Source organism: Novosphingobium sp. (assembly GCF_036820275.1).
Classification (GTDB): Bacteria; Pseudomonadota; Alphaproteobacteria; order Sphingomonadales; family Sphingomonadaceae; genus Novosphingobium.
Genome location: NZ_DAISLT010000010.1, coordinates 1 through 23,696, shown reverse-complemented (window position 1 = coordinate 23,696; position 23,696 = coordinate 1). Strand labels below are relative to the sequence as shown.

The following is a 23,696-nucleotide window of genomic DNA, read 5'->3' as shown; positions in this document are numbered from 1 at the left end:
CTCTTTTAGAAGCCGCACCATGCAGCCCTTCCGCATTTCAGACATAGACGATACGCAGGCGCCGCTGCTCGAACACCTGGTCGAGCTGCGCACCCGGCTCCTGCGCGCCTTCCTGGCTTTCGCGGTGGCTTTCGGGGTCTGCTTCTATTTCTCCAGCGACATCTTCGCCTTTCTCGTCCGTCCGCTGACGGAGGCGTTTCCGCCGGGGCAGGGTAAGCTGATCTACACCAAGCTCTACGAGGCCTTCTTCGTGGAAGTGAAGATTGCGCTGTTCGCGGCGTTCTTCGTCAGCTTCCCGGTGATCGCCAACCAGATCTGGCAGTTCGTGGCTCCCGGCCTCTACGCCAAGGAAAAGAAGGCGTTCCTGCCGTTTCTGGTGGCGACGCCGATCCTCTTCACGATGGGCGCGGCGCTGGCCTATTACGTTGTGATGCCCACAGCCTTTCACTTCTTCCTGACCTTCGAAGGGCAGAAGGGCGGCCTCAAGCTGGAAGCGCTGCCGGGCACCGGGGACTATCTGGCGCTGGTCATGCAGTTCATCCTGGCCTTCGGCATCAGCTTCCTGCTGCCGGTCTTGCTGATGCTGCTCAACCGTGCCGGGATCATCACCCGTGCGCAGTGCGTGGGCGCGCGTCGCTACGCCATCGTCGGCATCTTCATCATCGCCGCCGTGGCCACCCCGCCGGATGTCGTCTCGCAGCTCCTGCTGGCGATCCCGCTGCTTGCGCTTTACGAAGGCACGCTGCTGTTCATGTGGTTCACCGAAAAGCGCGATGCGCGTAGTAAGGCGGACGAAGAAGCGCAGACCCAAGTCGAGACCGGCACGCCGACGGCCTGAATTACGTTGTCGGGTGAGAGAAGCATCTAGAGTCGCGCAGAGCCGCTCTGGATTGCTTCGCTACGCTCGCAATGACGAGACTGGGGTGCCGGTTGCCTGACGATGACGCCGGGAGACCTCACTGGCAGTGAGTGCACGACAATGATGCGCGCGCGAGGCCGACATTCCGAGGGTCTGGGGGATCATCCCCCAGGACTTCCTTTCCTATACCCTACCGCGGCAACCTGCCGGTACAGACATACTTGAGAACAAGCCCGTCCTCACCGGCCCATTGCACGCCGGAGACCGCAGGGCTGGTGTCGCTCCAATCCCGCAAGACGACCCCGTCCGGCCCAACGATCCGCCAGTGGTAGGCCAGTGCGCGGCTTCCGGCGCAGTCCACCGCGCGGTCGGTATAGAGCAGGGTGCCCGCCGGATATCCCGCGTTGGGCCGGAGCAGGACCTGCATCTGCTGGAACTGCCGCCCGATCATGCCGGTGCGGACACTGGCTTTATCGACGTAGATGCGGCGCCCCAGCAGGTTCTCGACCTGAGGTACGAAGAGCCGCTGCCACTCCGCCGCCGTGCTTGCCGCGACGGCGGGCGCTGCCAGCAGGCCCAGCAGAAAAAGCCCGCCCCGCAGCGCCCGCATCAGAGCGGCGATCCGTTCTCGTCGCGGTAGATGTCGCGGCGGCCGACATGGTTCGCGGGGCCGACGTAGCCGTCCTGCTCCATGCGTTCCACCCACTTGGCCGCCGTGTTGTAGCCCACGCCCATCTGACGCTGGAGCCACGAGACCGAGACCTTCTGGTTCTCGAACACCAGCTGGCAGACCTGACGGTACTTGCGCTCTTCGGGCTGGTCGGACGCGGTGGCATCGAGGTCGTCGAAGCCGAACGAGCCTTCTTCCGGCTCGTTGGTGACGGCATCGACGTAGTCGGGCTTGCCCTGTCCGCGCCAGTGATCGGCGACGTGTTCGACCTCTTCGTCCGAAACGAACGGGCCGTGGACGCGCTTCACCGGGTCGGAGCTGGGCTTGTAGAGCATGTCGCCCTTGCCCAGCAACTGTTCGGCGCCCTGTTCGCCGAGGATGGTGCGGCTGTCGATGCGGCTGGTGACGGCGAACGACACGCGGGTCGGCAGGTTGGCCTTGATGACGCCGGTGATGACGTCGACCGAGGGGCGCTGCGTCGCCATGATGAGGTGGATGCCCGCCGCGCGGCTCTTCTGCGAGAGGCGCTGGATGAGCACTTCGATTTCCTTGCCGACGGTGACCATGAGGTCGGCCAATTCGTCGACGATGAGGACGATCTGCGGCAGCGTCTCGTAATCGAGCTGGCGGTCCTCGTAGAGTTCCTCGCCCGTTTCGGGATCGAAGCCGATCTGGATGCGGCGACCGAGCGGCTTGCCCTTGGCGGCGGCGGCGCGGACCTTCTCGTTGAAGCTGGCGAGGTTGCGCACGCTGATCTCGCTCATCTGGCGATAGCGGCGCTCCATTTCCTCCACCGCCCACTTCAGCGCGCGCACGGCCTTGGGCGGCTCGGTCACGACGGGCGAGAGCAAGTGCGGAATGTCGTCGTAGCTCTTGAGTTCCAGCACCTTGGGATCGACCAGGATCAGGCGGCACTGTGCCGGGGTCAGGCGGTAGAGCAGCGAGAGCAGGATCGTGTTGAGGCCGACCGACTTACCCGAACCCGTCGTACCGGCGACCAGCAAGTGCGGCATCGTCGCAAGGTCGGCCACCACCGGCTCACCGGCGATGTCCTTGCCGAGGATGATGGGCAGCATGCCCTTGTGATTGGCGAAAGCCTCGGAGGCGACCATCTCCTTGAAGGAGACCATCTGGCGGTCGGCATTCGGCAATTCGATGCCCATGACGGTCCGGCCGGGGATCGAGGAGACGCGGGCCGAGATCGCCGACATGTTGCGGGCGATATCGTCGGCCAGGCCGATCACGCGGCTGGACTTGATGCCGGGGGCGGGCTCCAGTTCGTACATCGTGACGACCGGGCCGGTGCGCACGGCGGTGATCTCGCCCTTCACATTGAAGTCGTCGAGCACGGTTTCGAGCAGGCGCGCGTTGCGTTCGAGGCTGAGCTTGTCGATCTTCGGCTGCGAATTCGGCGGCGGATCGTTCAGCAGGTCGAGGCCCGGCAGCACGAACTTGTCGAACATGTCCTTCTGGCGGTTGCCGATGTTGAGTTGCGCGGGGGTGGCGCTGGCCTTGGGGTCGCTGATCTCGGGCGCCTTGCGCGGCTTTTCCGCAGGGCCGTCGAAGGTCGCGGCGGGCGGAGCGTCGATGCGGGGGGCAGCCTTGGGCTTGTCGACATCCTCGGCAATATCGCGCGCCTTGGTCTTTGGGGAGGCGGCTGGGGCGGCCTCGCCTTCACCGCGCAGACGTCCGATCCGGCCGGGCAGCGTCAGCAGGCGCACCCAGTCGACGGCGAAGACCCGCCCCGCCAGCGCGACACCGGCGAGCGCGCAGAGCAGCGCCAGCACCAGCTTGATCCAGCCCTGCACGATCTCGGGCGCGAAAGCGGCGAGACCGGTCACGGCCTTGGCGCCGAGCAGGCCGGTGATGCCGCCCATCGAGGCGGGCAGCACGCCGCCGGGCGCGGTGAAGACCAGCGACATGACCGTGGCGATCAGCGTCATCGCGATCGCTAGCACGGCCACTGGAAGCCACCAGCGCTGGTTGGAGTGCTCGATCTCGTTGTCGTCTTCCTCGACCAGCAGCCAGAGCTTGCGGGCGAAGACGTAGAGCAGGGGAACGAAAAGCGCCGAAACCGGGCCGAACAGCACCAGCGCCCGCTCGGCCACCCAGGCGCCGACCGCACCCATCCAGTTCTGCGCCGGGCCGCCCGCAGCGGTCGAGGCAGAGGGGTCGGTCTGGTGATAGCTCACCAGCGCGAGGGCAAGGAAGGCCATCGCCGCGAACAGCGTCAAGGCGCCGCTCAGTTCGGAGGCGCGGCGCAGCGAGCGCTTGAGAACGGCGCGCCAGTTCGGCTTGGCGATACGCCGTCCGGGCGCGAGGGGCCGGGTGGCCATTAGGAATTCCCCCTGAAATCGGGCTCTGATCAGGCCCCGGATAATGCGCTGCGGCGGGACTCGCCGTCAAGAATGGATCGGGAACAGGCTTGTGGGCGACTCGGCTGCAATTCAGGCAAGGCCCTGGATCGCCGCCCATTTTCGCGACGGTAGATGGCGCGCGCGATGCCGGTTCATGCCGCCCAGGGCAATGACCGGAACGGCGGATCGTGCGGCGAGAAGGTGGAAACGCACCGGCCCCAGCGTCGCTGCGCCGGGATGGGAACGCGTCGGGTAGACCGGCGAGAGCAGCACCGCATCGGCGCGAGCACGGTGGGCGCGGGCCAGTTCGTGCAGCGAGTGGACGGTGGCGAGACGTAATGTCGTGGGACCCGGGGCCAGCTTTTCCGCCGCTCCATAGGCGCCGTCGGCGTTCCAGGCCCGTGCCTGCCGCGCGGTTCCGGACAGAATAACGCGGTGGCCGAAGCGCCGGGCCATGCGGGCGAGGGCATCGAACCGGGCGCGCCGCGCCGCCGGATCGAGGTGATAATGCCGATAGATCAGCCCCGATCCGCGCGGCAGGCGGGCGAGCGCCCGCTCCAGCGCGTGGTCGTTGCGGGCGTCGCTGATGAGCCAGATCTGGGGAAGAGGCGGGTGGCGGTTCGGCACGAAGCCGCTATAGCAGCGCGCCATGGATCAGCCAGCAACTCCTCTCGAAGACATCCGCGCCCGTATCGCCCAGGCCGCCCGCATCGCCGGGCGCGAAGCCGCCGCGGTCGAACTTGTCGCCATTTCCAAGACCCACCCGGCCGAGGCGATCGCGCCCCTGATCGCGCAGGGCCAGCATGTGTTCGGCGAGAACCGCGTGCAGGAAGCCGAGGCCAAGTGGCCTGCCCTGCGCGAGGAAAATCCCGAAGTGCGGCTGCATCTCGTCGGCCAGCTTCAGTCGAACAAGGCCGAGGATGCGCTGGCTCTGTTCGATTGCATCCATTCGGTGGACCGGCCTTCGCTCGTTACCGCGCTGGGCAAGGCGATGGACAAGACCGGCCGCCGGGTGCCCTGCTTCGTGCAGGTGAACATCGGCGCCGAAGAGCAGAAGGGCGGCTGCGCGATCGCGGAAGTGCCTGCGCTCTTGGCCTCTGCGCGCGAGGCGCAGCTTCCGATCGCCGGTCTGATGTGCGTACCGCCGCTTGGCATCGAAGCGGCGCCGTTCTTCGCGCTGCTGGCGAAGATCGCAGGCGATAGCGGCCTCGACCAGCTCTCTATGGGCATGAGCGAGGATTTCGAAACCGCCGTGATGCTCGGCGCGACGCATGTGCGCGTGGGCAGCGCGCTGTTCGGGGCGCGGGGCTGAGGCCCTAATCCAGGGGCGAGAATTTTTCCCTTTTGATCGGCGTCAAATCTTTCGCCGCGAAACGGGAGCATGGGGCTCGCAAGGAGATGTCGATCTGCGCCGACCTTGTCGTTCTGCGATGAGACCGGCGTGGATGAAGCCCGGCAGCGATACGGCTGTCAGGTAGCGGATCGGACTGGGGGCAGTTCCGGATGCGCGGCATCGAAACTCCGAGCGGAAGGTCGCAGGCGTGGCGGCCATTCAGGGCCCCCTGCTTCCCGTGCTGATCCCGGGTGGGGGACCGGCCGTCGTCGTCATCGCCGCCTGAGGTAATCGTACCTCTCTATCCGCGCCTGAGCCGGGGGGCTTTCAGGTCGGGATCGGTTCGTTCGGAGAACCCCTCCCTCGCAAGGGGGAGGGGTTTTGCCGTATTCAGGCCTTCAGGCGGGCATCGAGCGCGGAGATGACATCGTTCTGGCCGTTCAAGAGGGCCTGACCCTGATCCCGCGCGGTATCGATGGCCTTGGCGCTGGGCGATTCCTCGACCGGCTCGGCCTGACGGGCGTCGGCATAGAGCGAATCGAGATCCGCCAGCGCCGCCACGGTCGTGTCGCGGCTCGCCTGAAGTGCGGAGACTGCGACTTGCGCTGAAATCCACGAATCGCTGGTACGTGCTGCGCGCGCTGCTGCGGCAACCGCGCGGTCGGCGGCAGGGCGCTTGGCGGCGAACTGCTTGTCGGATGCCTGTGCGGCAGCGACGAGGCCGCCGATTCGGGTGGTCAGATCGGCCGTCGCTGGGGGAAGCTGAATCGGCGGCGGTGCCGGTTCGGCGGCTGCCGGCATGGCGGTGCGCTCCACCGGACGATAGGCCAGCGATGGGTAGCTTCCCGCCGTGGAGCAGGCTGTCAGGCCCAGGGCCAGACTCAGGGAAAGCGCGGAAATGAGCCCCGATTTCGGGGCAGAACCCAAGGAATGGGCGGAGAAACGGACTGGTGCGCGGATCATGGACCTGCCATAGCATGGTCAGGGACGATCGCGAGCGTCAATCCATGGCAAGTCCATGGCCCAATCGCGATTTCGGGCCTTTCCCCGGCCACTCCTTGGTTGACACGAATCGGTCGCTGGACTAACGGCACCATTCTTTCCGGAACCCCATGCAAATGGGGATGCCGGTGCGTCGCCCGCAAGGCTCCACGGTTCCTTCCTGGACCAGAGCGGCCGGGGCAAAGTTGTTTCGGCCTGTTTAGGGCTCATTGAGATTAGGTAAGGGCACCATGTTCGCAGTTGTGCGCACGGGCGGCAAGCAGTATCGGGTTGCCGCCGGAGACAAGATCGCGGTTGAAAAGCTGGCTGGTGAAGCCGGTGAGACCATCACGCTGGGCGACGTTCTGCTCGCCGGCAACGACGGCGAAGTCGCTGACGCCTCGAAGATCACGGTTTCGGCCGAGATCATCGCTCAGGCAAAGAGCGAAAAGGTCGTGGTGTTCAAGAAGCGCCGCCGCCACAACTATCGTCGCAAGAACGGCCACCGCCAGCAGATGACCCTGCTGCGCATCGTGTCGGTCGCCTGAGCCAAAGATCGGAAGGACTGAGCAATGGCACATAAGAAAGCAGGCGGTTCGTCGCGCAACGGTCGCGACTCTGCGGGCCGCCGCCTTGGCGTTAAGAAGTTCGGCGGTCAGGAAGTGATCGGCGGCAACATTATCATCCGTCAGCGCGGCACCCGCGTGTATCCGGGCGTGAACGTCGGCATGGGCAAGGATCATACCCTGTTCGCGCTCGCCGAAGGTCGCGTGCGTTTCCACGATGGCAAACTCGGCCGTAAGTACGTGTCGGTAGACGCCATGGCAGAAGCCGCCGAATAATCGGATGGTCGATGAAAGGGCCATCCTTACGGGATGGTCCCGCCGATCTTCACAGATCGGCTGAACGAGGGAGAGGGGCCAGCCCGTCTCCCTCTTTTCGTGTCTCCCTCACGCACGGCACAGCGGTTCCACAGAGCGGTAGCCCGTACAATTTCTTACGAATTTGCGCGGATATTTCAGGCTCTTCGGACGTTGTGCGTAATCGCAATGTCACGCGCAAATCCTAGGGGAAGCGCGGGGCGGATGAGTGGAGATACTCTATGTTCGTTCGCAGCGAACGGCTGTTCCTGAGGCCCGGCTGGACCGAGGATCAGGAAGAATTCCTGGCCCTGATCGCCGATGAGGGCGTCGTGCGCAATCTGTCGCGCGCACCCTGGCCCTACACGGGCGAGGATGCCCGGCGCTTCCTCGATGCAGCGCAGGACATGCTGCTGCCGCGCTTCCTGATCACCCAGCCCGGCGCCCACGGCACGCGGATCGTCGGCTGCATCGGTCTTTCCCTGCTCGATGGCGAGGTCAATCTCGGTTACTGGATCGCCCGCGAGCACTGGGGACAGGGCTTTGCAAGCGAGGCCGCACGGGCGGTGCTCTCGCTGGCGCGGGCGATCGGCCACAAGCGGATCGTCGGCAGCCACTTCGTGGACAACCCGGCTTCGGGCCGCGTGCTGGAGAAGGTCGGTTTCCGGCCCACGGGCCGAGTCGTCGAACGGTTCAGCGAGGGCCGGGGGACAAGCTGTCTTTCGCGCGAATATGCGGTGGAATTCGATTCGCCCGGCGACTGCGATGACGACCGTCCGAATCCCGGTTTCGGCGGCGGCCAGACCGTCGCGGACAAGCGTGCGGCCTGATTTGCCATCTCTCGCGTAAGTATCTCATAAAAAGGCGCTCTTCGGAGGATGGCGACATCCGCCGAAGAGACCGCCGCGGCAGTTCCCCCGGCTACAGCAGGATCCGTAGCAAAATCCGTGCAAAGCAACTCTCTTTGTGCATAGTATGGGGCGCAAAATAATAAAAAACGGAGGACTGCCCATGTTCGTCCGCACGGAGAGACTGTTCCTGAGGCCCGCCTGGCCGGAAGACGTCGACGAACTCGTTGAGGCCATTTCCGACGAAGCTGCCGAGCGCAACCTGGGCGCTAGCGAGTTGCCGCGTTCGACGGTGGCCATGCGCGATTACCTTGCAAGACCGCGCGATCCGCGCCTGCCGCACTTCTTCATGTATTTGCGCGCGCCCGGTGGCCCCAAGCTGGTGGGCGGCATCGGCCTAGGGCAGATCGAGGACGACGTGGAACTCGGCTATTGGATCGCCCCCTGCCATCGCGGACGGGGTTTTGCCCGCGAAGCGGTGCGGGCGGTGCTGGCGCAGGCCCGGGCATTGGGCCATCGCCGCGTGGTTGCGAGTCAATTCGCCGACAATCCCGCCAAGCGCGACGTTCTGGAGGAGACCGGCTTCGCAGACAGCGGGGCCGAGCGCGAACGCTTCAGCCACGGCGAGCCGGTGCGGGCCAGAATCTACGTCGCCAATCTGGTGGAGCGGCCTTTCCTTCACGCGGAGTCGGCAGCGGAGATTTCGGCCTGAGCGCCTGTTTCGTCAGGCCGGAAGCTCCAGCCACTTCGGCGCGAGCTTGGGGTCGATGTCTTCCACGCGCAGATGGTCCACGGCCAGCCCGAGTTCGGGATAGGCGGCACGGCGGCGTTTTTCGTCCGAGCGGGCGAGCGGCACCACGATCAGGCGGCGGTTGATCTTCTGCCGCCAGTTCATGCGCGCAGTATTCTCCTGCCCGACGTAGCAGCCCTTGTTGAAGCTGACGCCGTTCAGTTCAACGGCATTGCATTCCAGCCAGAGCGTCTCGCCTTCGCCGAGTTCGGCGCGGCCTTCGGGCACGCCCATGGCCAGGCGGTGGGCGCGCCACGCGTCATCGGCGCCCTCGGCTTCGGAAGGATTGGTGGGATCGATCGGCGCGATCCAGCGTTCGCCGAGGCCGTGGTGGCGCGGATCGGCGGCGGCGCCGTCTCCGGAATGGGCGCGCCAGTGGACTGCCAGCGAATCGTCGCGGACAATGTCGATGGCGCGGCGCAGGCGGTACATAGACAGGCGCTTGACCAGGGCGTCGGCCACTTCCGCCTCGCAGTCGATCAGCAGGCCCCAGCCGGCCTTGTTGCTTCCGGGCCAGACGATGAAGTCGAACAGCGCCTTGCCCTGCGGGGAGAGCAGCGCCGTCCAGGTGGGCAGGACTTTCGTCACGTCGGCGGTTACGAGGCCCTGCAGGAACTGGGCGACGTCTTCGTTCGAATCGGGGCGGGGGGAGAGCCGGATAAGGGCGCGGTCGAACAGGCGGCTGGCGGTCATGCCCGATAAGTGGGGCAGGGCGCGCCCATGCGCAAGGCGCGGAATTCGGCAAAAAGCGCAACCTGCAAGGAGTAGGCAAACGACAGGGGCGATCGGGGCCGCTACCGAAACGCAGCCCCTGCAGGGATCGACGGCTTTTCTAAAGATTGGAACGGTTCCGTTTAAATTATCTCGATTCCCCGATGCTCTTTCGCAGGCTATCCCCCGCTTCAGGAATTTCACCTCTCTGCCAAGGATACCCGAGATGACCGGACGCACTGCCCATCCCAAAGTCGAAAAGCTGATCGTCGATCGCTGGTCGCCGCGCGCTTTCGACGGCAGCGAGATTCCGCAGGAAGACCTCGACGTGATCTTCGAAGCTGCCGGTTGGGCGCCTTCGGCCTACAACGTGCAGCCCTGGACTTTCCTCTATGCGAAGAAGGGCGATGCCAACTGGGACTTGCTGCTCTCGCAGCTGATCGAGTTCAACCAGGGCTGGGCCAAGGATGCCTCGGCGATCGTCTATGTCGTTTCCGATAGCCAGATGCGCTCGGACAAGGGTAACTCGGACAATCACAGCCACAGCTTCGACGCCGGTGCCGCCTGGGCGCTCGCCGCGCTTCAGGCGCAGGCGCTGGGCTATCACACCCACGGCATGACCGGCCTGAAGTTCGGCGATGCGGAAAAGGCGCTCGGCATCCCCGCCGACCACCGCCTCGAAGCCGCCTTCGCCATCGGCAGGATGGGCGACAAGAGCCAGCTTCCCGAATTCCTTCAGGAGCGCGAAGTCGCCTCGAACCGCAAGCCGGTGGCCGAGATCGCCAAGGCCGGCAAGTTCGCCTGATATAACCGGAAAAGCATAGGGCGCTCCGGACCCTTCCCCCTCCTGTCACCGGAGCGTCTTTGCAAGCCCGGTCCGCCTTTCCCTTGGGCGGACCGGGTTTTTCGTTTCAGAACTTGCGCTTCACACCGACCATGAGCCGGTTGCTGACCATGCCGTTGGGAAAACCCTGGCTTTGCAGGTGCACATCGGCGGTGGTGTTCTCGTCCAGCTTCATTTCGAGGCGCGGCACGGCGCTCGGCATTTCATAGTCTTCGGGCAGGGGCCGCAGCCGCTCCTTCTCCGGATCGGGCGCGCAAACCACGATCTCGCCGGGGCGGCCTTGGGGGCAGCGGGGCGGTACCACGCTGAACCGGGCTCCGGGAGAATTGCGCATTTGCCTGAGATCGAAGGAATCCACCGTCTGCTCTGAAGCGAGAGGGGCGGCAGGTACGGTATCGATCGCAGGCATGGGGATGCTCCATCGGGAGCGGGCAGGCAATCACCCGATCGTGGCCGATTTGCGGCACCACTGGGCCGGAGCCGTGACGAACCCGGTTACATTTTGGCTATCGCCTGCCCAAGCACGACTCGGCTCGCCATGACGGCAAGAGAGGTTCATAGGCCCCCCGTTCGTTCAGGACATAGGGAGGTCGGCGCCGGTGGCGGCTGGATTGTTGAAGAACTCGGGGCAGTGGAGCCTGAAAACCTATCTCGCATGGGCACGCGGCGCGTTCGGCGGGCTGCTGGGCATTGCGCTGGCGGGCGGTATAACGATGCTGCTCGAAATGAAGGGCGTGGAGATGGGTGGGCTTTCCACGCTCCCGTTCCTCGTGGCGCCGCTCGGCGCTTCGGCGGTGCTGGTGTTCTGCGTTCCGGCCAGTCCGCTGGCGCAGCCGTGGTCGGTGATCGGCGGTAACATGATCTCGGCCATCGTCGGCCTTTCGATGGGCCATCTGCTGGGCAACCCCTGGCTGGCCGCTTCGACCGGCGTGGGTCTGGCGATCGTGGCCATGTCGCTCACCCGCAGCCTCCACCCGCCGGGCGGAGCTTGCGCCCTGCTCTACGCGCTCGGCGCGACGGGAGAGCAGCACTGGGGCGTCGGCTATCTGCTGCCGCTGGGATTGAACCTGATCTTCCTGTTCCAGGTCGGCTGGCTCTACAACAACCTGACTGGGCACCCCTGGCCGCACCGCGCACCGAAAGTGCAGCACAAGGCGCCGGAGCCTTACACGCGCGAGGATATCGAGACGCTGCTCGGCGAATGGGACGAAGTGCTCGATGTCGACGTCGACGATCTCGACGCTTTCGTGCAGGCGCTGCTGGTGAAAGGCCGCAAGGCCTGAGTTCAGGCCGTCGCGGTTTTGCGTCTGCGGGACAGAAGGTCCCAGCAGAACACCGCGATGGCCGTCCAGATGAACAGGAAGCAGAAGACCTGAATCGGCTTCAGCGGCTCACCGAAGACGAAGAGGCCCATCAGGAACACGCCCGTGGGCGTCACGAACTGGATGAAGCCGAGCACTGAGAAGTCCAGCTTGCGTGCGGCTCCGGCGAAGAGCAGCAACGGAATCCCGGTGACGATGCCCGCGCAGGCCAGCAGCAGGCTGGTGGTGAGCGACTGGCCCATGGCAAGTCCTGCCGGGCTGGTGCCTTGCCAGATCAGCATGCCCAAAGCGGGAACAAGCAATACCAGCGTCTCCACCGTCAGGCCGGGCAGCGATTCGACCGGCGTCAGCTTGCGAACGAGAGCGTAGCCCGCGAAGCTGAGCGCGAGGCCCATGCTGATCCACAGGGTATCGAGCGCGCCCCAGGACAGGATGGCCACGCCGATCGCGGCGAGGCCCACCGCCGTCCACTGCATCCGCGACAGGCGCTCGCGCAGGAACAGGGTTCCGGCCAGCACGTTGACCAGCGGGTTGATGTAGTAGCCGAGGCTGGCCGCGAGGACATGGCCTTCCATGACCGCGATCACGTAGACCAGCCAGTTGGTGCCGATCAGCAGCCCGCTCAGCGCCAGCGCGCCGAGGATGCGGGGATTGCCGAGGGCCGCGCGCAGTTGGGCGCCCTGCCGCAGCACCGCCACCATCACCAGGCAGAACGGCAGGGTGAACAGCAGGCGCCAGGCCACGACTTCGAACGGCGAGACCGCATGGAGCGCCGCGAAGTAGAGCGGGAACAGGCACCAGATGAAATAGGCGCCGAAAGCCTGGGCAAGGCCGCCGGAGCGGCGAGAAGAAGCGGTCTGCATCGAATATCCCGTGAGTGGCTTGCTGCGATAGGTGCGAAAATGCCGGTTTCGCAAGCGGTTCGTCGCAACACGTCCTTCGCCTCGTCGATATTGCCGAATCTGACAGCTGTGTTGCGGGTTGTTCAGCTTCGTTCGCTTAAAGCTGAATGCGTACCGCGGATCGAGCCTCAAAACGGCACCCTCCCGGCAATGACGAGGAGATTTGAGATGAACGCATTCTTCAAGGCAACCGCCCTCGCTGCCGCAACGGCCAGCCTGGCGACCGCTCTTCCCGCTTCGGCTGCCGTCAGCTTCGCGCCGACGCACAGCTTCGTTGCTCCCGGTGAGCAGGAATACGGCCACTGGCGCGAGCGTTATTCCCGCGAGGACCGTCGCCGTGGCTACGGCAATCGCGATCACTACTATCGCGGCGACCGAGGCTATCGGGGCGACCGTCGTGGCTACGACTGCCGCCGTTCGGGCGGCACCACCGGCCTCCTGGTAGGCGGTGCGGCGGGCGCGCTTGCTGGCCGCGCCATCGACACCCGCGGCGATCGCGCCACCGGCACCGTGCTCGGCGCCGCCGCAGGTGCCCTGCTGGGCCGCGAAGTGGAACGTGGCGGCTCGCGTTGCCGCTAAGCTAACCGAACAAGGACTGGCTTCCCCGCGAGGACGGCGACTTGCGGGGGAGACCTCCCGAACTCCAGGAGTACGGGTGGGAGAGGGCGTCTGCGACCTTAGGGCCGCAGGCGCCTTCGACCTGTCCGGCCGGTTGCCGCTTCGTAAGGTCTTGCGCCCGTCTATCCCATTAGGGGTCATCCCATTTTGGAACGCGGGCCGCTTTAACCCTGTGCTGCGCTTGAATTTACGCCGTTTACCGGGAAGGCTCGATTCTTACTGCGATGCTGCGGCGAGCTTTTGCTCGGCACAAGAAGGACGGGATCATGAAGGCTACCGCCACGAGGGTTATCGCTGTCGGCCCCGGTCTGGGGCTTCTCGCACTAGCGGGTGCGCTGGCGCTAGCGGGCTGCAATTCGAAGCAGAAGCCCGAAGCGGCGGAAAGCGATTCGGCCATCGGCGGTTCGCTCGGAGACCGGATCGTCGTCGATCCGGAGAAGGCGGGCGGGAGCACATCTGCCGCAAGTGGCGCTGCGATAACGCTGGCGCCTGCCGCCCGCACGCCTGAAGCCGTGGCCGCCGCGAAGAAATCCGCGGCCGATGCTGCCGGGGGCAAGCTTCTGCCCGCGCCCGCGCCGCAGAAGGGTGGCGCCCCGGCGCTGGCGCAGAATGCCGCCTCGGCTGCGCAGATCACCGATGCCGCGCGCAAGGCGAAGACCGACTGCGCGGGCAAAGTACAATATTCCGAGGCCTGGGCGAAGAAGCTCCCCGCCGCCATTCCCGTCTACCCGCGTGGCGCGGTGCAGGAAGCGGCGGGAACCGATGCGGAGGGCTGCGCGCTGCGCGTGGTCAATTACGCTGTCCCGGTCTCGCCCGAGGATGTCGTGAGCTTCTACTATTCGATGGCCCAGCGCGGTGGCTACAGCGCCGAATACCGGCTCGACGGCGGCGACCATGTGATCGGCGGCCGCAAGGGCGGGCAGGCCTATGTGGTCTATGCCCGCAAGCTGGACGGCGGCGTCACCGAGGTCGATCTGGTCGCCAGCGGGAAGTAGCTTGCCGCTGGCCCCTTATCGCAGGCCCACGCCGATCATCGCGCGGGGCTGCTCCATCTCGCCGGATGCGACCGGATAGGCGCAGTAGTCCGCCGCGTAGTAGCCGCTCGGATGGTGGTTTCCGGAAAGCCCGATCCCGCCCATCGGCGCGGCATGGCTCGGCCCGGTGGTCGTGCGATTCCAGTTGACGATCCCGGCGCGGACATTGGCCCAGAAACGGTTGTAGTCCTGCGGCGACCCGCCCACGAGCGAGGCAGCGAGGCCGAAGCGGGTATTGTTGGCCTCGGCGATGGCCTCGTCGAAATCGTCGACGCGGATTACCTGGAGGATCGGACCGAACAGTTCGACATCGGGGCGGTCCTTCATTGCCGTCGTGTCGATGATCGCCGGGCTGAGGAACGGCAGCGTCTCGTCGCTGCGCACCAGATGCTTGATCGCACGGCCGCCGTTGCTCAGCAGATAGAGAAAGCTCTCGGTCAGTCCGTCGGCCGCCAGGGTGTCGATTACCGGGCCCATGAACGGGGCCGGTTCGTCGAAGGGGGCGCCGACGATCACGCGGTCGGCCAGCGCCTTCACTTCCGCGATCGCGGCATCGTAAAGCGAACTTTTCACGATCAATCGGCGCGCGGCAGTGCAGCGCTGTCCCGCCGAGGAAAAGGCGGACTGCACGATCAGTGCGGCGGCGTCCGTCAGCTTGGGTGTATCCCAGAGGACGATCGGATTGTTGCCGCCCATCTCCAGCGCCACCAGCTTGTCCGGCCGGGCCGAGAGGCGGCGGTTGATCGAGATGCCGGTATTGGCCGAACCGGTGAACAGCACCCCGTCGATGCCGTCATGCGCCACGAAGTCCTGCCCTTCCAGCGGTCCGCCCGCGGCGAACTGCATGACGGCGGCGGAAATCCCGGCGCGGTGGAAGCAGCGCGCGAGCATTTCCCCGGTGGCGGGGGCTTTCTCGCTCGGCTTGAAGATCACCGCATTGCCCGCGAGCAGCGCCGGAACGATGTGGGCGTTCGGCAAATGCGCGGGGAAGTTGAACGGTCCGAGCACGACCAGCACGCCGTGCGGCTTGTGGCGCACGGCCATCGTGCCCTGAAGCGCCGAATCGAGCTTCCGCTGACTGGTGCGCTCGGCATAGGCGCGGATCGAGACTTCGACTTTGGCGACCACGCATTCGACTTCGGCGCGGGCTTCCCACAAGGGTTTGCCGACTTCGCGGGCGATCGTGGCGGCCAGCTTTTCGGCATCCTTGCGCACTTCGTTGGCGAAGCGGCGCAGCAGTTCGATGCGGGTGGCGAGCGGCTGCGCGGCCCAGGTCGGCCAGGCACGCCGCGCGCGACCGACCACCTCGTCGACGTCGCAAGGCCTGCCGCGCCAGATCTCCGCGCCGGTCGCCGGTTCGTAGGAGACGATCTCGGTCACGTTCCCGGCCTCGCTGGCGACGGAGGGTTGCCGGGTGCTGTATGCGCTCGCTGTCGCGCCCATGAAGATGCTGGTCCGCTCTCGATAACTCGCTGTCGGACATGCTCTTGCACAGGTATTCCTACCGGGATGCTAACGGCCGATGTAATCCTTTGGGGTCAGCCTTCCGACTTGTGACCGGCGGGCGTGGGCGCAGTGCCTAGTTGGCGGCCAAGCTCGCGGATTTCCGCGACGCGGGCGTGGAGTGCGGACCAGTCGTCATGCTGGTCGATTGCGCTCCAGATGCGTTCGACTTCATCGATCAGCGTGCTTGGCGGGAGCGCCTGCTGCCAGAACGGGTCCGAGGTCTCGGCGGCCGGGGCGTAAGTGTCCAGAAGTTCGCCGAATCGGTCCTGCCCCGCGTTCTGCCTATCGTCCCGTCCGCCCCGATGGCGGAAGAAGAACTGCTCGGGCGCCTCGCCGCTGGCAAGCATGGCCTGTTCGGCGGCCTGGATCAGTGCGCTGTCCTGCTCCTGTCCTTGCGGTACGACGCCCAGACGCCAGGTGAAGCGGCGACTCATCGCCTGCTGATAGAGCGGTGCGAACCGATCAAGCGCGGCCACCAGCGGTTCGGTCGTCGTCAACATGCTGAGGGCGATGGCCAACTGGCCGCAGTTCCACAGCACTGCCTCCGGTTGGCGGCCGAAGGCATAGAGGCCGGAATGGTCGAAATAGGCGGCGGTGAAGCGCGGGTCCCAGCGCGGCAGCCAGCGCCAGGGGCCGTAGTCGAAGCTCTCGCCCGAAATGTTCATGTTGTCGGTATTGAGCACGCCGTGGACGAACCCGGCGACCATCCAGCTCGCCGCGAGGTCGGCCATGCGCTCGACCACCTGATGGAGCAGGATCACGGCGGGTTCGTCACGCCCCGGTGCGTCCTCGGGGGGCAGGTTGCCGGGGAAGGTTTCGAGGCAATAGGCCACGAGCGCTTCCATGTGCTCGCGCTCCTCCAGCGCGAGCAGGCGCTGGAACGTGCCGATGCGGATATGGCCGTGGCTGAGCCGGACCATCACCGCCGAGCGCGTCGGCGAAGGCTCGTCGCCGCGCCAGAGCGCCTCGCCGGTCTCGATCACGGAGAATGTCTTGCTGGTATAGACGCCCAGCGCCTCCAGCATCTCGGTAGCGAGAATCTCGCGGACCGCCCCCTTCAGCGTCAGCCTGCCGTCGCCGTCGCGGCTGTAGGGCGTCTGCCCCGAGCCCTTGGTGCCGAGGTCCAGCACGCGGTTTTCGCCGTCCAGCATCTGGGCATGGAGGAAGCCGCGCCCGTCGCCGATGTTGGGGTTGTAGTTGCGGAACTGGTGGCCGTGATAGCGCAGCGCCAGCGGGCGTGGCAGGTTGCCCGGCAGTGCCTCGAAACGCCCGAAATGGGCGGCCCAGTCCTCGTCGTCGAGCGCGTACAGACCGACGGCAGCGGCCCAGCGGTCGTTGCGGAAGCGCAGGATATGTTTCGGAAAATCGGCAGGGGACACCGGACTGGCGATCCAGTCGGCGATAGCCTCGATACGGGGGGCAGGGCGGTAGACGCTTGCTTGCGGTTCGCTTCGCATCGGGCAATAGTGGCGATCCGATGCCCGTCGATCAAGCCGGGCCACAAGATGAGGTCGCGGCTTCGGCATGACGGTATTCGAGGATCGGTTCTGGTCGAGCCGGGATGGATTGAAGCTGCATTTTCGGGATTATCCCGGCGAGGAAGAAAAGCGTCCGCCGATCGTCTGCCTCCACGGCCTGACCCGCAACGCCCGCGATTTCGACGTTCTGGCCGAGCGCCTTTCGCCGCGCTGGCGGGTGATCTGCCCTGACATGCGCGGGCGCGGCGACAGTGAATATGCCCGCGATTCGGCCAGCTACAACCCGGTCCAGTATGGCGAGGACCTGCTGGAACTGCTGGAGCAGGAGAAGATCGACCGCTTCATCGCCATCGGCACCTCGCTGGGCGGGCTGATGACGATGGGGCTGGCCACCTTGATCCCCGACCGGATCGCGGCGGCGGTCATCAACGACGTCGGGCCGTTCCTTGAGCCCGACGGGGTCGAGCGGATCAAGGACTACGTGGGGCAGGGGCGCAGCTATCCCACCTGGGTCCATGCCGCCCGCGCCCTGGAAGACAACCAGAGCGAGGCCCATCCCGGCAAGCCGCTCGATTTCTGGATCGGCCGGGCCAAGCGCCTGATGACCGTTTCGAACGCGGGGCGCGTGGTCTTCGACTACGACATGAAGATTGCCGAGCCGTTCCTGGGCTACGATGTCGACGACCAGCCCGATCTCTGGCCGGCCTGGGAAGCGCTGGCGGGGCGGCCGGTGCTGGTGCTGCGCGGGGCCTTGTCCGACCTGCTTTCCGCCGCGACTCTGGAAAAGATGCTCCGCCGCCTGCCGGGCACCGAGGCGGTGACGCTGGATAATGTCGGCCACGCCCCGACGCTGGACGAACCCGAATCCGTCGCCGCGATCGAGCGACTGCTGGCGCAAGTCCCCTGACGGCTGCCGCCTTGCGCATTCTCCATCTCCATTCCGGTTTCTCTGCGGGCGGCAAGGAGCTGCGCGCGGTGCGGCTGATGAACTTGTTCGGCCCCGGCATCGCCCACGCCGTCGTCTCGGCGCAGCCCGGCGCGCACGGCGCCGCTGCGCTGCTGGACCCTGCGCTGCCGGTGGAGTTTCCCGAGGACTTTCCCAGCCTTCAGGGGCGTCCGACCCCGCGGCGGCTGTGGCGGATCGCGCAGGCGATGGCAGACTTCGACCTCGTGCTCACGTACAACTGGGGGGCGATGGACGCGGTCATGGCCCATCGCCTGTTCGGCGGGCTGCTCGGCCTGCCGCCGCTGGTCCATCACGAGGATGGCTTCAACGAGGACGAGGCTGCGGGCCTCAAGCCCGCGCGCAACCGCTTTCGCCGCATCGCGCTGCGGCGGGCATCGGCGCTGGTCGTGCCCTCGCAGCGGCTGGAGGAGATTGCGCTCACCGCATGGCGACAGCCGCGTGAACGGGTGCGACTCATCCCCAACGGCATCGATTGCAGCGCCTATCTCGACCGCCCCCGGCCGGACATGCTGCCGGGACTGGTCAAGCAACCGGGCGAGCGCTGGGTGGGGACGCTGGCGGGCCTCCGGCCGGTGAAGAACCTGCCGCGACTGGTGCGGGCGTTCGCGGGATTGCCCGAGCCGTGGCGGCTGGTCATCCTCGGCGAAGGACCGGAGCGGGCGGCTATCGCCGAAGCGGCGGCGCAGTGCGGCGTTGTGGACCGGGTGCACTTGCCCGGATTCGTGGCCGATCCTTCGCATGCAGTCGGCCTTTTCGACATTTTTGCGCTTTCGTCCGATAGCGAGCAGTTCCCGATCTCGGTGGTGGAGGCGATGGCGGCCGCCCTGCCGGTGGCTTCACCCGCCGTCGGGGACGTCGCCCGGATGGTATCGGTGGAAAACCGGGGACTTATCACGCCGCCCGGAGACGAGGCCGCATTGGCCGCAACGCTGGCCCGGCTGGCAGGCGACGACGGGCTGCGCGCGCGCCTCGGCGCGGCCAACCGGGCTTTTGCGCGCAGCCATTACGACGAGGCGGAAATGCTCGCCGCCTATAGCCGCACATATGGTGAGGCACTGGGGCAAGACCGCCTGATTTGACACGCCGACATCATTCAGCAAGGCTTCACCGCATGGGGTGCAGCGATCATCCCCGTTGAAAAGCCGTGGTCATTCGCTAAACAGCCCGGCAACCATTTCCGATTTTCCGCAGAAAGCGCCCGAAACTTGGCTCTGCCTCCTTCCAACAGCACTCCGACCAATCCCAAGTCTGCCGAGCGACTCGCCGCGCAGCAGGATGTTTTCCTGCGCGAGGTGGACGACGCCCTGCGGCAGGACCAGATGGAAGGCTTCTTCACCCGCTACGGCAAGCCCGTGATCGCGGCTGTGGTTCTGGCGCTCGCGGCCTTCGGCGGCTGGCTCTACTGGAGCCATCGCCAGAGCGAGCAACGGAGTGCCGATGCCGAGGCTTATGTCCAGGCGATCGACAGCATGAAGTCCGGCAACCTCGATGCCGCCAAGGGCAAGCTCGAAGCGCTGGCCAAGGGTACGGGCGGCAGCCCGATCTCGGCCAAACTGATGCTGGCTGGCATTGCCGCCGAGCAGAAGCGCCTGCCGGACGCGGTCAAGCTCTACGGCGAAGTGGCCAACGACGCCAAGGCGCCGCAGCCGCTGCGCGATCTGGCCGCCGTGCGCGGCGTTGCCGTCAACTTCGACGGCATGAAGCCGGAAGACGTGGTTTCCCGCCTCAAGCCTTATGCCGCGCCGGGCAACCCCTGGTTCGGCGTTGCCGGTGAACTGGTCGGCATGGCCTATATCAAGATGAACAAGCAGGACCAGGCCGGTCCGCTGTTCGCCGCCATCGCCAAGGACGAGCAGGTCGAGTCGGGCCTGCGCAGCCGCGCCCGCCAGCTTGCCGCCGTGCTCGGCGTCGATGCGATCGACGACGTGGTGGACGAACGCGGCGAGCCGCTCGGCCAGGTGAAAAATGGGGCAAAGGCCAGTGCGCAGCCCGCGCCTGCTGCCGGAGAATGAACATGGTTGAGAAGAAGCATATTTTCGGCCGTGCGGGCGTCGTTTCGCTGATCGCTCTGGCGCTTGTCGCGGGTCTTTCCGGCTGCAAGTCGAACAGCAAGGGCCCCAAGACCCCGACCGTGGGTGAGCGCGTGCCGATCCTCTCGCGAATCGAGAGCGGCGCCAAGGTCGATCCGACGCAGGAAGCCGTCTCGGTGATCCTGCCGCCGCAGCATGAGAACAGCGAGTGGGCGCAGGCCGGTGGCAACGCCGCCAAGTCCTACGGCCACCTGGCGCTGGCCGATCATCCGAGCCGCGTCTGGACCGCGCAGATCGCCGGTTCCACCAACCGCGCCCGCCTCGCCGCCGCACCCGTAGTGGCGGACGGCAAGCTCTTCGTGATGGACACCGACGGCGTCGTCCATGCCTTCGATGCCAAGACCGGCGGTTCGCTCTGGACCAAGAGCTTCTCGGTTTCCGGCAAGACCGAGAATTCGATCTTCGGCGGCGGTGTCAGCTACGACGGCGGCAACCTCTACGTCACCACCGGGCTTGGCGAAGTCGCCGCGCTCAAGGCGACGGACGGCAGCCAGGTCTGGACCAAGAAGCCCGGCGGCCCGCTGCGCGGCTCGCCGACGATCGGCTTCAATTCCGTCTACGTGATGACGCAGGACAACCAGATCTTCGCGCTCAATGCCGCGGACGGCAACGTGCTGTGGAACGAATCGGCCTCGCTCTCGCAGGCGGGCGTGTTCGGCGTTGCCGCTCCGGCAGCCGGGCAGGGGACGGTCATCGCCGGTTACTCCTCGGGCGAACTCGTGGCCTATCGTTACGAGAACGGCCGCCAGGTCTGGTCGGACGCTCTGTCGCGCACCTCGATCTCGACCGAAGTGGGCAGCCTCACCGACGTCGACGCCGATCCGATCATCGATCAGGGCCGCGTCTATGCGCTGGGCCAAGGCGGCCGCATGGCAGCCTATGAGCTGATCACCGGCCAGCGTATCTGGGAACTCAACCTCGCCGGCATCTCTACGCCGATGGTGGTGGGAGACTGGGTCTTCACGCTCGACGATCATGCCGAGATCCTCGCCATCGCCCGCAATACCGGCAAAGTCCGCTGGCTGACGCAGCTGGCGCGCTACCAGAACGCGAAGAAGCGCAAGGGTCCGATCTTCTGGGTCGGTCCGGTGCTCGCGGGCGGCAAGCTCTGGGTCGGCAATTCGCGCGGCGAACTGGGCACCGTCGATCCGGCAACCGGCACGCTGACGCCGTTCGTTGAAGTGAAGGACCCGATCTCGCTCGCGCCGGTCGTGGCGAACCAGACGCTTTACCTGCTGGACGATTCGGGCCGGATCTCGGCGTTCCGCTGAGAATGTCCGCCGTTTCCGGAAGCTGTCCGGGGCGGCGGAACCTTCGGTATTTCGCACCTCTTAACCAATTCCGGGTAGTCCGGGGCGCATGAGCAGCGCCCCGACTCCCGCGAAAATGTCGCCCGCGAAAATCCGGCCCGCCAGCGATGTCTCGGCAGGCGTCGGCCTTGCCGGACTGGCGGCACTGCTCGGCTGGCTGCTGGTCTGCCGCAACTGGGCCTCGATCTCCGAAGTCCTTGCGCTTCCCGGACCCCATGCGCCGATGAGCGGGCCTTATGCCTCGGTCGCCACGCTCTTCGTGACCGGCACGGCCATGGCGCTCTGGTCGGTCCTCGTGGACAAGGTCCATCTGCGGCCCTCGACCGGCATCGACTGGAGCCTGCGCCGCCCGCTTTCCGAGACGCTCGACCTCTCCATCACCAAGCTCGCGGGCCTCTGGGCGACCTGGGCGCTGATCGGGGCGTTCTACTGCGTCGGCCGCTGGTACTGGGACGGGCAGTACCTGTTTGCGATGGAAGTGATTGGCGCGGCGGCGCTGCCGGTCTTCCTGCTCTCGATCCCCTATGTGTTCTGGCTGGATCGCAAGCTGATCGAGCCGCGCGACCAGGCCTGGCACTTCGGCGCCCTGCTGATCGGCCGCGAGGTCTGGGACCTGGAGGCGGTGAAGAAGCATGGCCGCGGCTGGGCGATCAAGGCCTTCTTCGGCGCTTTCATGATCTCGATCCTGCCCGGCGGTTTCGCGCAAGTCGTCGAGGCGAACTTCGGCGCCATGATCCATGATCCGGTGCCGCTGGCCTCGACGGTGATCGCGCTGCTGTTCCTGATCGACGTGCAGCTCGGCACTGTCGGCTACATTTTTACCTTCCGCCCGCTCGACGCCCATATCCGCAGCGGCAATCCGCTGCTGGCGGGCTGGGTGGCGGCGCTTATGTGCTATCCGCCGTTCGTCTGGGGCACGATGGGCCGCGCCGATGTGCTGGGCTACGAAGTCAACACGCCCGGCTGGTCCTACTGGCTGCAAGGCCACACGGCGCTGCTGTGGTTCTGGGCGGCGCTGATGGTGTTCCTCGCGGCGGTCTATGCCTGGGCGACGTTCGCCTTCGGCCTGCGCTTTTCCAACCTTACCTATCGCGGTGTGCTGACGAACGGGCCCTACCGCTTCACCCGGCATCCGGCCTATCTGTCCAAGAACCTGTTCTGGTGGACCTCGACCTTGCCCTTCCTGGTCAGCAGCCACGCGCTGACCGACATGGTGCGCAACACCGTGCTGCTGGGGGTGGTGAGCGGGATCTACTACTGGCGCGCGCGGACCGAGGAAGCGCACTTGCTCGCCGAAGATGCCAAGTACCGCGAATACCATGCGTGGATGGCGCGGAACGCCCTGATCACCCGCTCGCTGGCAGGACTGATCGCACGGCTGCGCCCTCGTAGCGGTGCGACGCAAGCCGTGGAGCAGGAGGCTTAGGCAACCGGCAGTTCCAGTCGGGCGGTAAGCCCCTCGACGGTGCCATCCGCTGAAACCCGATTGGCCAGCACCAGCGCCCCGCCGTGCTGGTCGGCAATGGCGCGGGCCAGTGCGAGGCCGAGGCCGGCGCCGCCTGTGGCGCTGTTGCGCGAGGGATCGCCGCGGGTGAAGGGATTCATCATCGCATTGATCGAATCGTCGGGAATGCCGGGGCCGTCGTCGGCGATCAGGATGACCGCGCGGTCGCCCTCGCGGGAAAGCGAGACCCGCGCGCGCTCGCCATAGCGCAGGGCATTGCCGATGAGGTTGCGCAGGGCGCGGCGAATCCAGGTCGGGCGCAGTTCCAGGGCGATGCGCTCGGTCTCGCCGACTTCGACCGGTTCGCCCATGTCCTCGTACTCCTCGATCACCGAGAACATCAGCGCGGAGAGTTCGGTGCGTTCGAGCGGATCGCTGGGACGGCCGACGCGCGCGAGCGAAAGGATATCGTCGAGCGTGTGGACGATATCCTCGATTGTCGCCGCCATGCGGGCGCGCTCGACATCGTCCGAAACGGATTCGATCCGCACCCGCAGCGCCGCGAGCGGGGTCTTGAGGTCGTGGCCGATGGCGCCGAGCATGACGTTCTTCTCGTCGAGCAGGGCGGCGATGCGCGATTCCATGGCGTTGTGGGCCACGATCAGGTGCTGCATGTCCTCGGGGCCGGAAGGCGCCAGCTGGCCTTCGAGGTCCTGCTTGGCGGCGAAGCGTTCGAGGCGGCGGGTCAGCGCGGCGAGCGGGCGGGTGATCC

General features: G+C 66.2%; 25 protein-coding genes. 15 read left to right on the top strand and 10 right to left on the bottom strand.

Translation table 11 applies throughout. From position 1 onward, the window contains the following. Window positions 1-19 precede the first annotated feature (19 nt). The gene (tatC, locus tag V7066_RS09995) at window positions 20-838 is read left to right on the top strand and encodes a twin-arginine translocase subunit TatC (RefSeq protein ID WP_334182899.1); all 819 of its coding nucleotides are present in this window, start codon (window positions 20-22) and stop codon (window positions 836-838) included. Window positions 839-1,049: 211 nt separating this feature from the next. Here the strand turns inward: tatC and V7066_RS09990 are convergent, their stop codons facing one another. From V7066_RS09990 to V7066_RS09980, 3 genes are all read right to left on the bottom strand, one after another. Then, window positions 1,050-1,469 (bottom strand): hypothetical protein, encoded by a 420-nt coding sequence (locus tag V7066_RS09990; RefSeq protein WP_334182898.1) that lies wholly within the window; start codon window positions 1,467-1,469, stop codon window positions 1,050-1,052. After that, a complete protein-coding gene (locus tag V7066_RS09985; protein WP_334182897.1) occupies window positions 1,469-3,865 on the bottom strand; it encodes an FtsK/SpoIIIE family DNA translocase in 2,397 nt (798 codons plus the stop codon). The genes V7066_RS09990 and V7066_RS09985 overlap by 1 nt, the downstream gene beginning before the upstream one ends. A gap of 111 nt (window positions 3,866-3,976) precedes the next feature. After that, window positions 3,977-4,537, bottom strand: coding sequence for a thiamine phosphate synthase (locus V7066_RS09980; protein WP_334182896.1), 561 nt, complete (start codon window positions 4,535-4,537; stop codon window positions 3,977-3,979). Here V7066_RS09980 and V7066_RS09975 point away from each other — a divergent pair. Continuing rightward, on the top strand, window positions 4,536-5,198 hold the full coding sequence (locus V7066_RS09975; protein WP_334182895.1) for a YggS family pyridoxal phosphate-dependent enzyme: 663 nt from the start codon (window positions 4,536-4,538) through the stop codon (window positions 5,196-5,198). The genes V7066_RS09980 and V7066_RS09975 overlap by 2 nt on opposite strands. 411 nt (window positions 5,199-5,609) lie before the next feature. On the opposite strand, the gene V7066_RS09970 is transcribed toward V7066_RS09975, so the two are convergent. Continuing rightward, window positions 5,610-6,182 (bottom strand): hypothetical protein, encoded by a 573-nt coding sequence (locus V7066_RS09970; protein ID WP_334182894.1) that lies wholly within the window; start codon window positions 6,180-6,182, stop codon window positions 5,610-5,612. A gap of 269 nt (window positions 6,183-6,451) precedes the next feature. Here V7066_RS09970 and rplU point away from each other — a divergent pair, with 269 nt between their 5' ends. The 4 genes from rplU to V7066_RS09950 all read left to right on the top strand — a co-directional run bounded on the left by rplU (window position 6,452) and on the right by V7066_RS09950 (window position 8,620). Beyond that, entirely contained in the window at window positions 6,452-6,748 is a 297-nt protein-coding gene (gene rplU / locus V7066_RS09965) for a 50S ribosomal protein L21 (protein WP_132268078.1), read from the top strand. A 24-nt stretch (window positions 6,749-6,772) separates the two neighbouring features. After that, the gene (gene rpmA / locus V7066_RS09960) at window positions 6,773-7,042 is read left to right on the top strand and encodes a 50S ribosomal protein L27 (protein ID WP_021233962.1); all 270 of its coding nucleotides are present in this window, start codon (window positions 6,773-6,775) and stop codon (window positions 7,040-7,042) included. A 260-nt stretch (window positions 7,043-7,302) separates the two neighbouring features. Beyond that, complete coding sequence (locus V7066_RS09955; protein ID WP_334182893.1) at window positions 7,303-7,890, top strand: GNAT family N-acetyltransferase; 588 nt, start codon at window positions 7,303-7,305, stop codon at window positions 7,888-7,890. A gap of 181 nt (window positions 7,891-8,071) precedes the next feature. Beyond that, complete coding sequence (locus V7066_RS09950; protein ID WP_334182892.1) at window positions 8,072-8,620, top strand: GNAT family N-acetyltransferase; 549 nt, start codon at window positions 8,072-8,074, stop codon at window positions 8,618-8,620. A 12-nt stretch (window positions 8,621-8,632) separates the two neighbouring features. Here V7066_RS09950 and ygfZ read toward each other — a convergent pair whose 3' ends face one another. Then, window positions 8,633-9,391: a CAF17-like 4Fe-4S cluster assembly/insertion protein YgfZ gene (ygfZ, locus tag V7066_RS09945; RefSeq protein WP_334182891.1), complete on the bottom strand. Its 759-nt coding sequence runs from the start codon at window positions 9,389-9,391 to the stop codon at window positions 8,633-8,635. Between the two features lie 244 nt (window positions 9,392-9,635). Here ygfZ and V7066_RS09940 point away from each other — a divergent pair, with 244 nt between their 5' ends. Next, on the top strand, window positions 9,636-10,214 hold the full coding sequence (locus V7066_RS09940; protein WP_334182890.1) for a nitroreductase family protein: 579 nt from the start codon (window positions 9,636-9,638) through the stop codon (window positions 10,212-10,214). 106 nt (window positions 10,215-10,320) lie between these two features. Here the strand turns inward: V7066_RS09940 and V7066_RS09935 are convergent, their stop codons facing one another. Beyond that, complete coding sequence (locus V7066_RS09935) at window positions 10,321-10,662, bottom strand: hypothetical protein (protein ID WP_334182889.1); 342 nt, start codon at window positions 10,660-10,662, stop codon at window positions 10,321-10,323. Window positions 10,663-10,852: 190 nt separating this feature from the next. On the opposite strand from V7066_RS09935, the gene V7066_RS09930 reads away from it, so the two are divergent. Further along, entirely contained in the window at window positions 10,853-11,536 is a 684-nt protein-coding gene (locus V7066_RS09930; RefSeq protein WP_334182888.1) for an HPP family protein, read from the top strand. Window positions 11,537-11,538: 2 nt separating this feature from the next. Here V7066_RS09930 and rarD read toward each other — a convergent pair whose 3' ends face one another. After that, complete coding sequence (gene rarD / locus V7066_RS09925) at window positions 11,539-12,438, bottom strand: EamA family transporter RarD (RefSeq protein WP_334182887.1); 900 nt, start codon at window positions 12,436-12,438, stop codon at window positions 11,539-11,541. Between the two features lie 207 nt (window positions 12,439-12,645). Here rarD and V7066_RS09920 point away from each other — a divergent pair, with 207 nt between their 5' ends. After that, the gene (locus V7066_RS09920; RefSeq protein WP_334182886.1) at window positions 12,646-13,056 is read left to right on the top strand and encodes a glycine zipper 2TM domain-containing protein; all 411 of its coding nucleotides are present in this window, start codon (window positions 12,646-12,648) and stop codon (window positions 13,054-13,056) included. Between the two features lie 305 nt (window positions 13,057-13,361). Continuing rightward, on the top strand, window positions 13,362-14,090 hold the full coding sequence (locus V7066_RS09915; RefSeq protein WP_334182885.1) for a hypothetical protein: 729 nt from the start codon (window positions 13,362-13,364) through the stop codon (window positions 14,088-14,090). A gap of 15 nt (window positions 14,091-14,105) precedes the next feature. Here V7066_RS09915 and V7066_RS09910 read toward each other — a convergent pair whose 3' ends face one another. Further along, window positions 14,106-15,572 carry a succinylglutamate-semialdehyde dehydrogenase gene (locus tag V7066_RS09910; protein WP_334182884.1) on the bottom strand — a complete coding sequence of 489 codons (1,467 nt, stop codon included), beginning with the start codon at window positions 15,570-15,572 and terminating at the stop codon, window positions 14,106-14,108. Window positions 15,573-15,667: 95 nt separating this feature from the next. Next, window positions 15,668-17,092 carry a protein adenylyltransferase SelO family protein gene (locus V7066_RS09905; RefSeq protein WP_334182883.1) on the bottom strand — a complete coding sequence of 475 codons (1,425 nt, stop codon included), beginning with the start codon at window positions 17,090-17,092 and terminating at the stop codon, window positions 15,668-15,670. 67 nt (window positions 17,093-17,159) lie between these two features. Between V7066_RS09905 and V7066_RS09900 the strand changes: the two genes are divergently transcribed. The 5 genes from V7066_RS09900 to V7066_RS09880 all read left to right on the top strand — a co-directional run bounded on the left by V7066_RS09900 (window position 17,160) and on the right by V7066_RS09880 (window position 22,906). Next, window positions 17,160-18,020, top strand: coding sequence for an alpha/beta fold hydrolase (locus V7066_RS09900; protein WP_334182882.1), 861 nt, complete (start codon window positions 17,160-17,162; stop codon window positions 18,018-18,020). Between the two features lie 11 nt (window positions 18,021-18,031). Beyond that, window positions 18,032-19,159, top strand: a complete 1,128-nt coding sequence (locus tag V7066_RS09895; RefSeq protein WP_334182881.1) for a glycosyltransferase family 4 protein — start codon at window positions 18,032-18,034, stop codon at window positions 19,157-19,159. Between the two features lie 126 nt (window positions 19,160-19,285). Further along, window positions 19,286-20,092: a tetratricopeptide repeat protein gene (locus V7066_RS09890; RefSeq protein WP_334182880.1), complete on the top strand. Its 807-nt coding sequence runs from the start codon at window positions 19,286-19,288 to the stop codon at window positions 20,090-20,092. Between the two features lie 2 nt (window positions 20,093-20,094). Beyond that, a complete protein-coding gene (locus V7066_RS09885) occupies window positions 20,095-21,441 on the top strand; it encodes an outer membrane protein assembly factor BamB family protein (RefSeq protein WP_334182879.1) in 1,347 nt (448 codons plus the stop codon). Window positions 21,442-21,529: 88 nt separating this feature from the next. Then, a complete protein-coding gene (locus V7066_RS09880) occupies window positions 21,530-22,906 on the top strand; it encodes a methyltransferase family protein (RefSeq protein ID WP_334182878.1) in 1,377 nt (458 codons plus the stop codon). Here V7066_RS09880 and V7066_RS09875 read toward each other — a convergent pair. Further along, the coding region (locus V7066_RS09875) for an ATP-binding protein (RefSeq protein ID WP_334182877.1) at window positions 22,903-23,696 on the bottom strand (794 nt) is incomplete at its 5' end. The genes V7066_RS09880 and V7066_RS09875 overlap by 4 nt on opposite strands.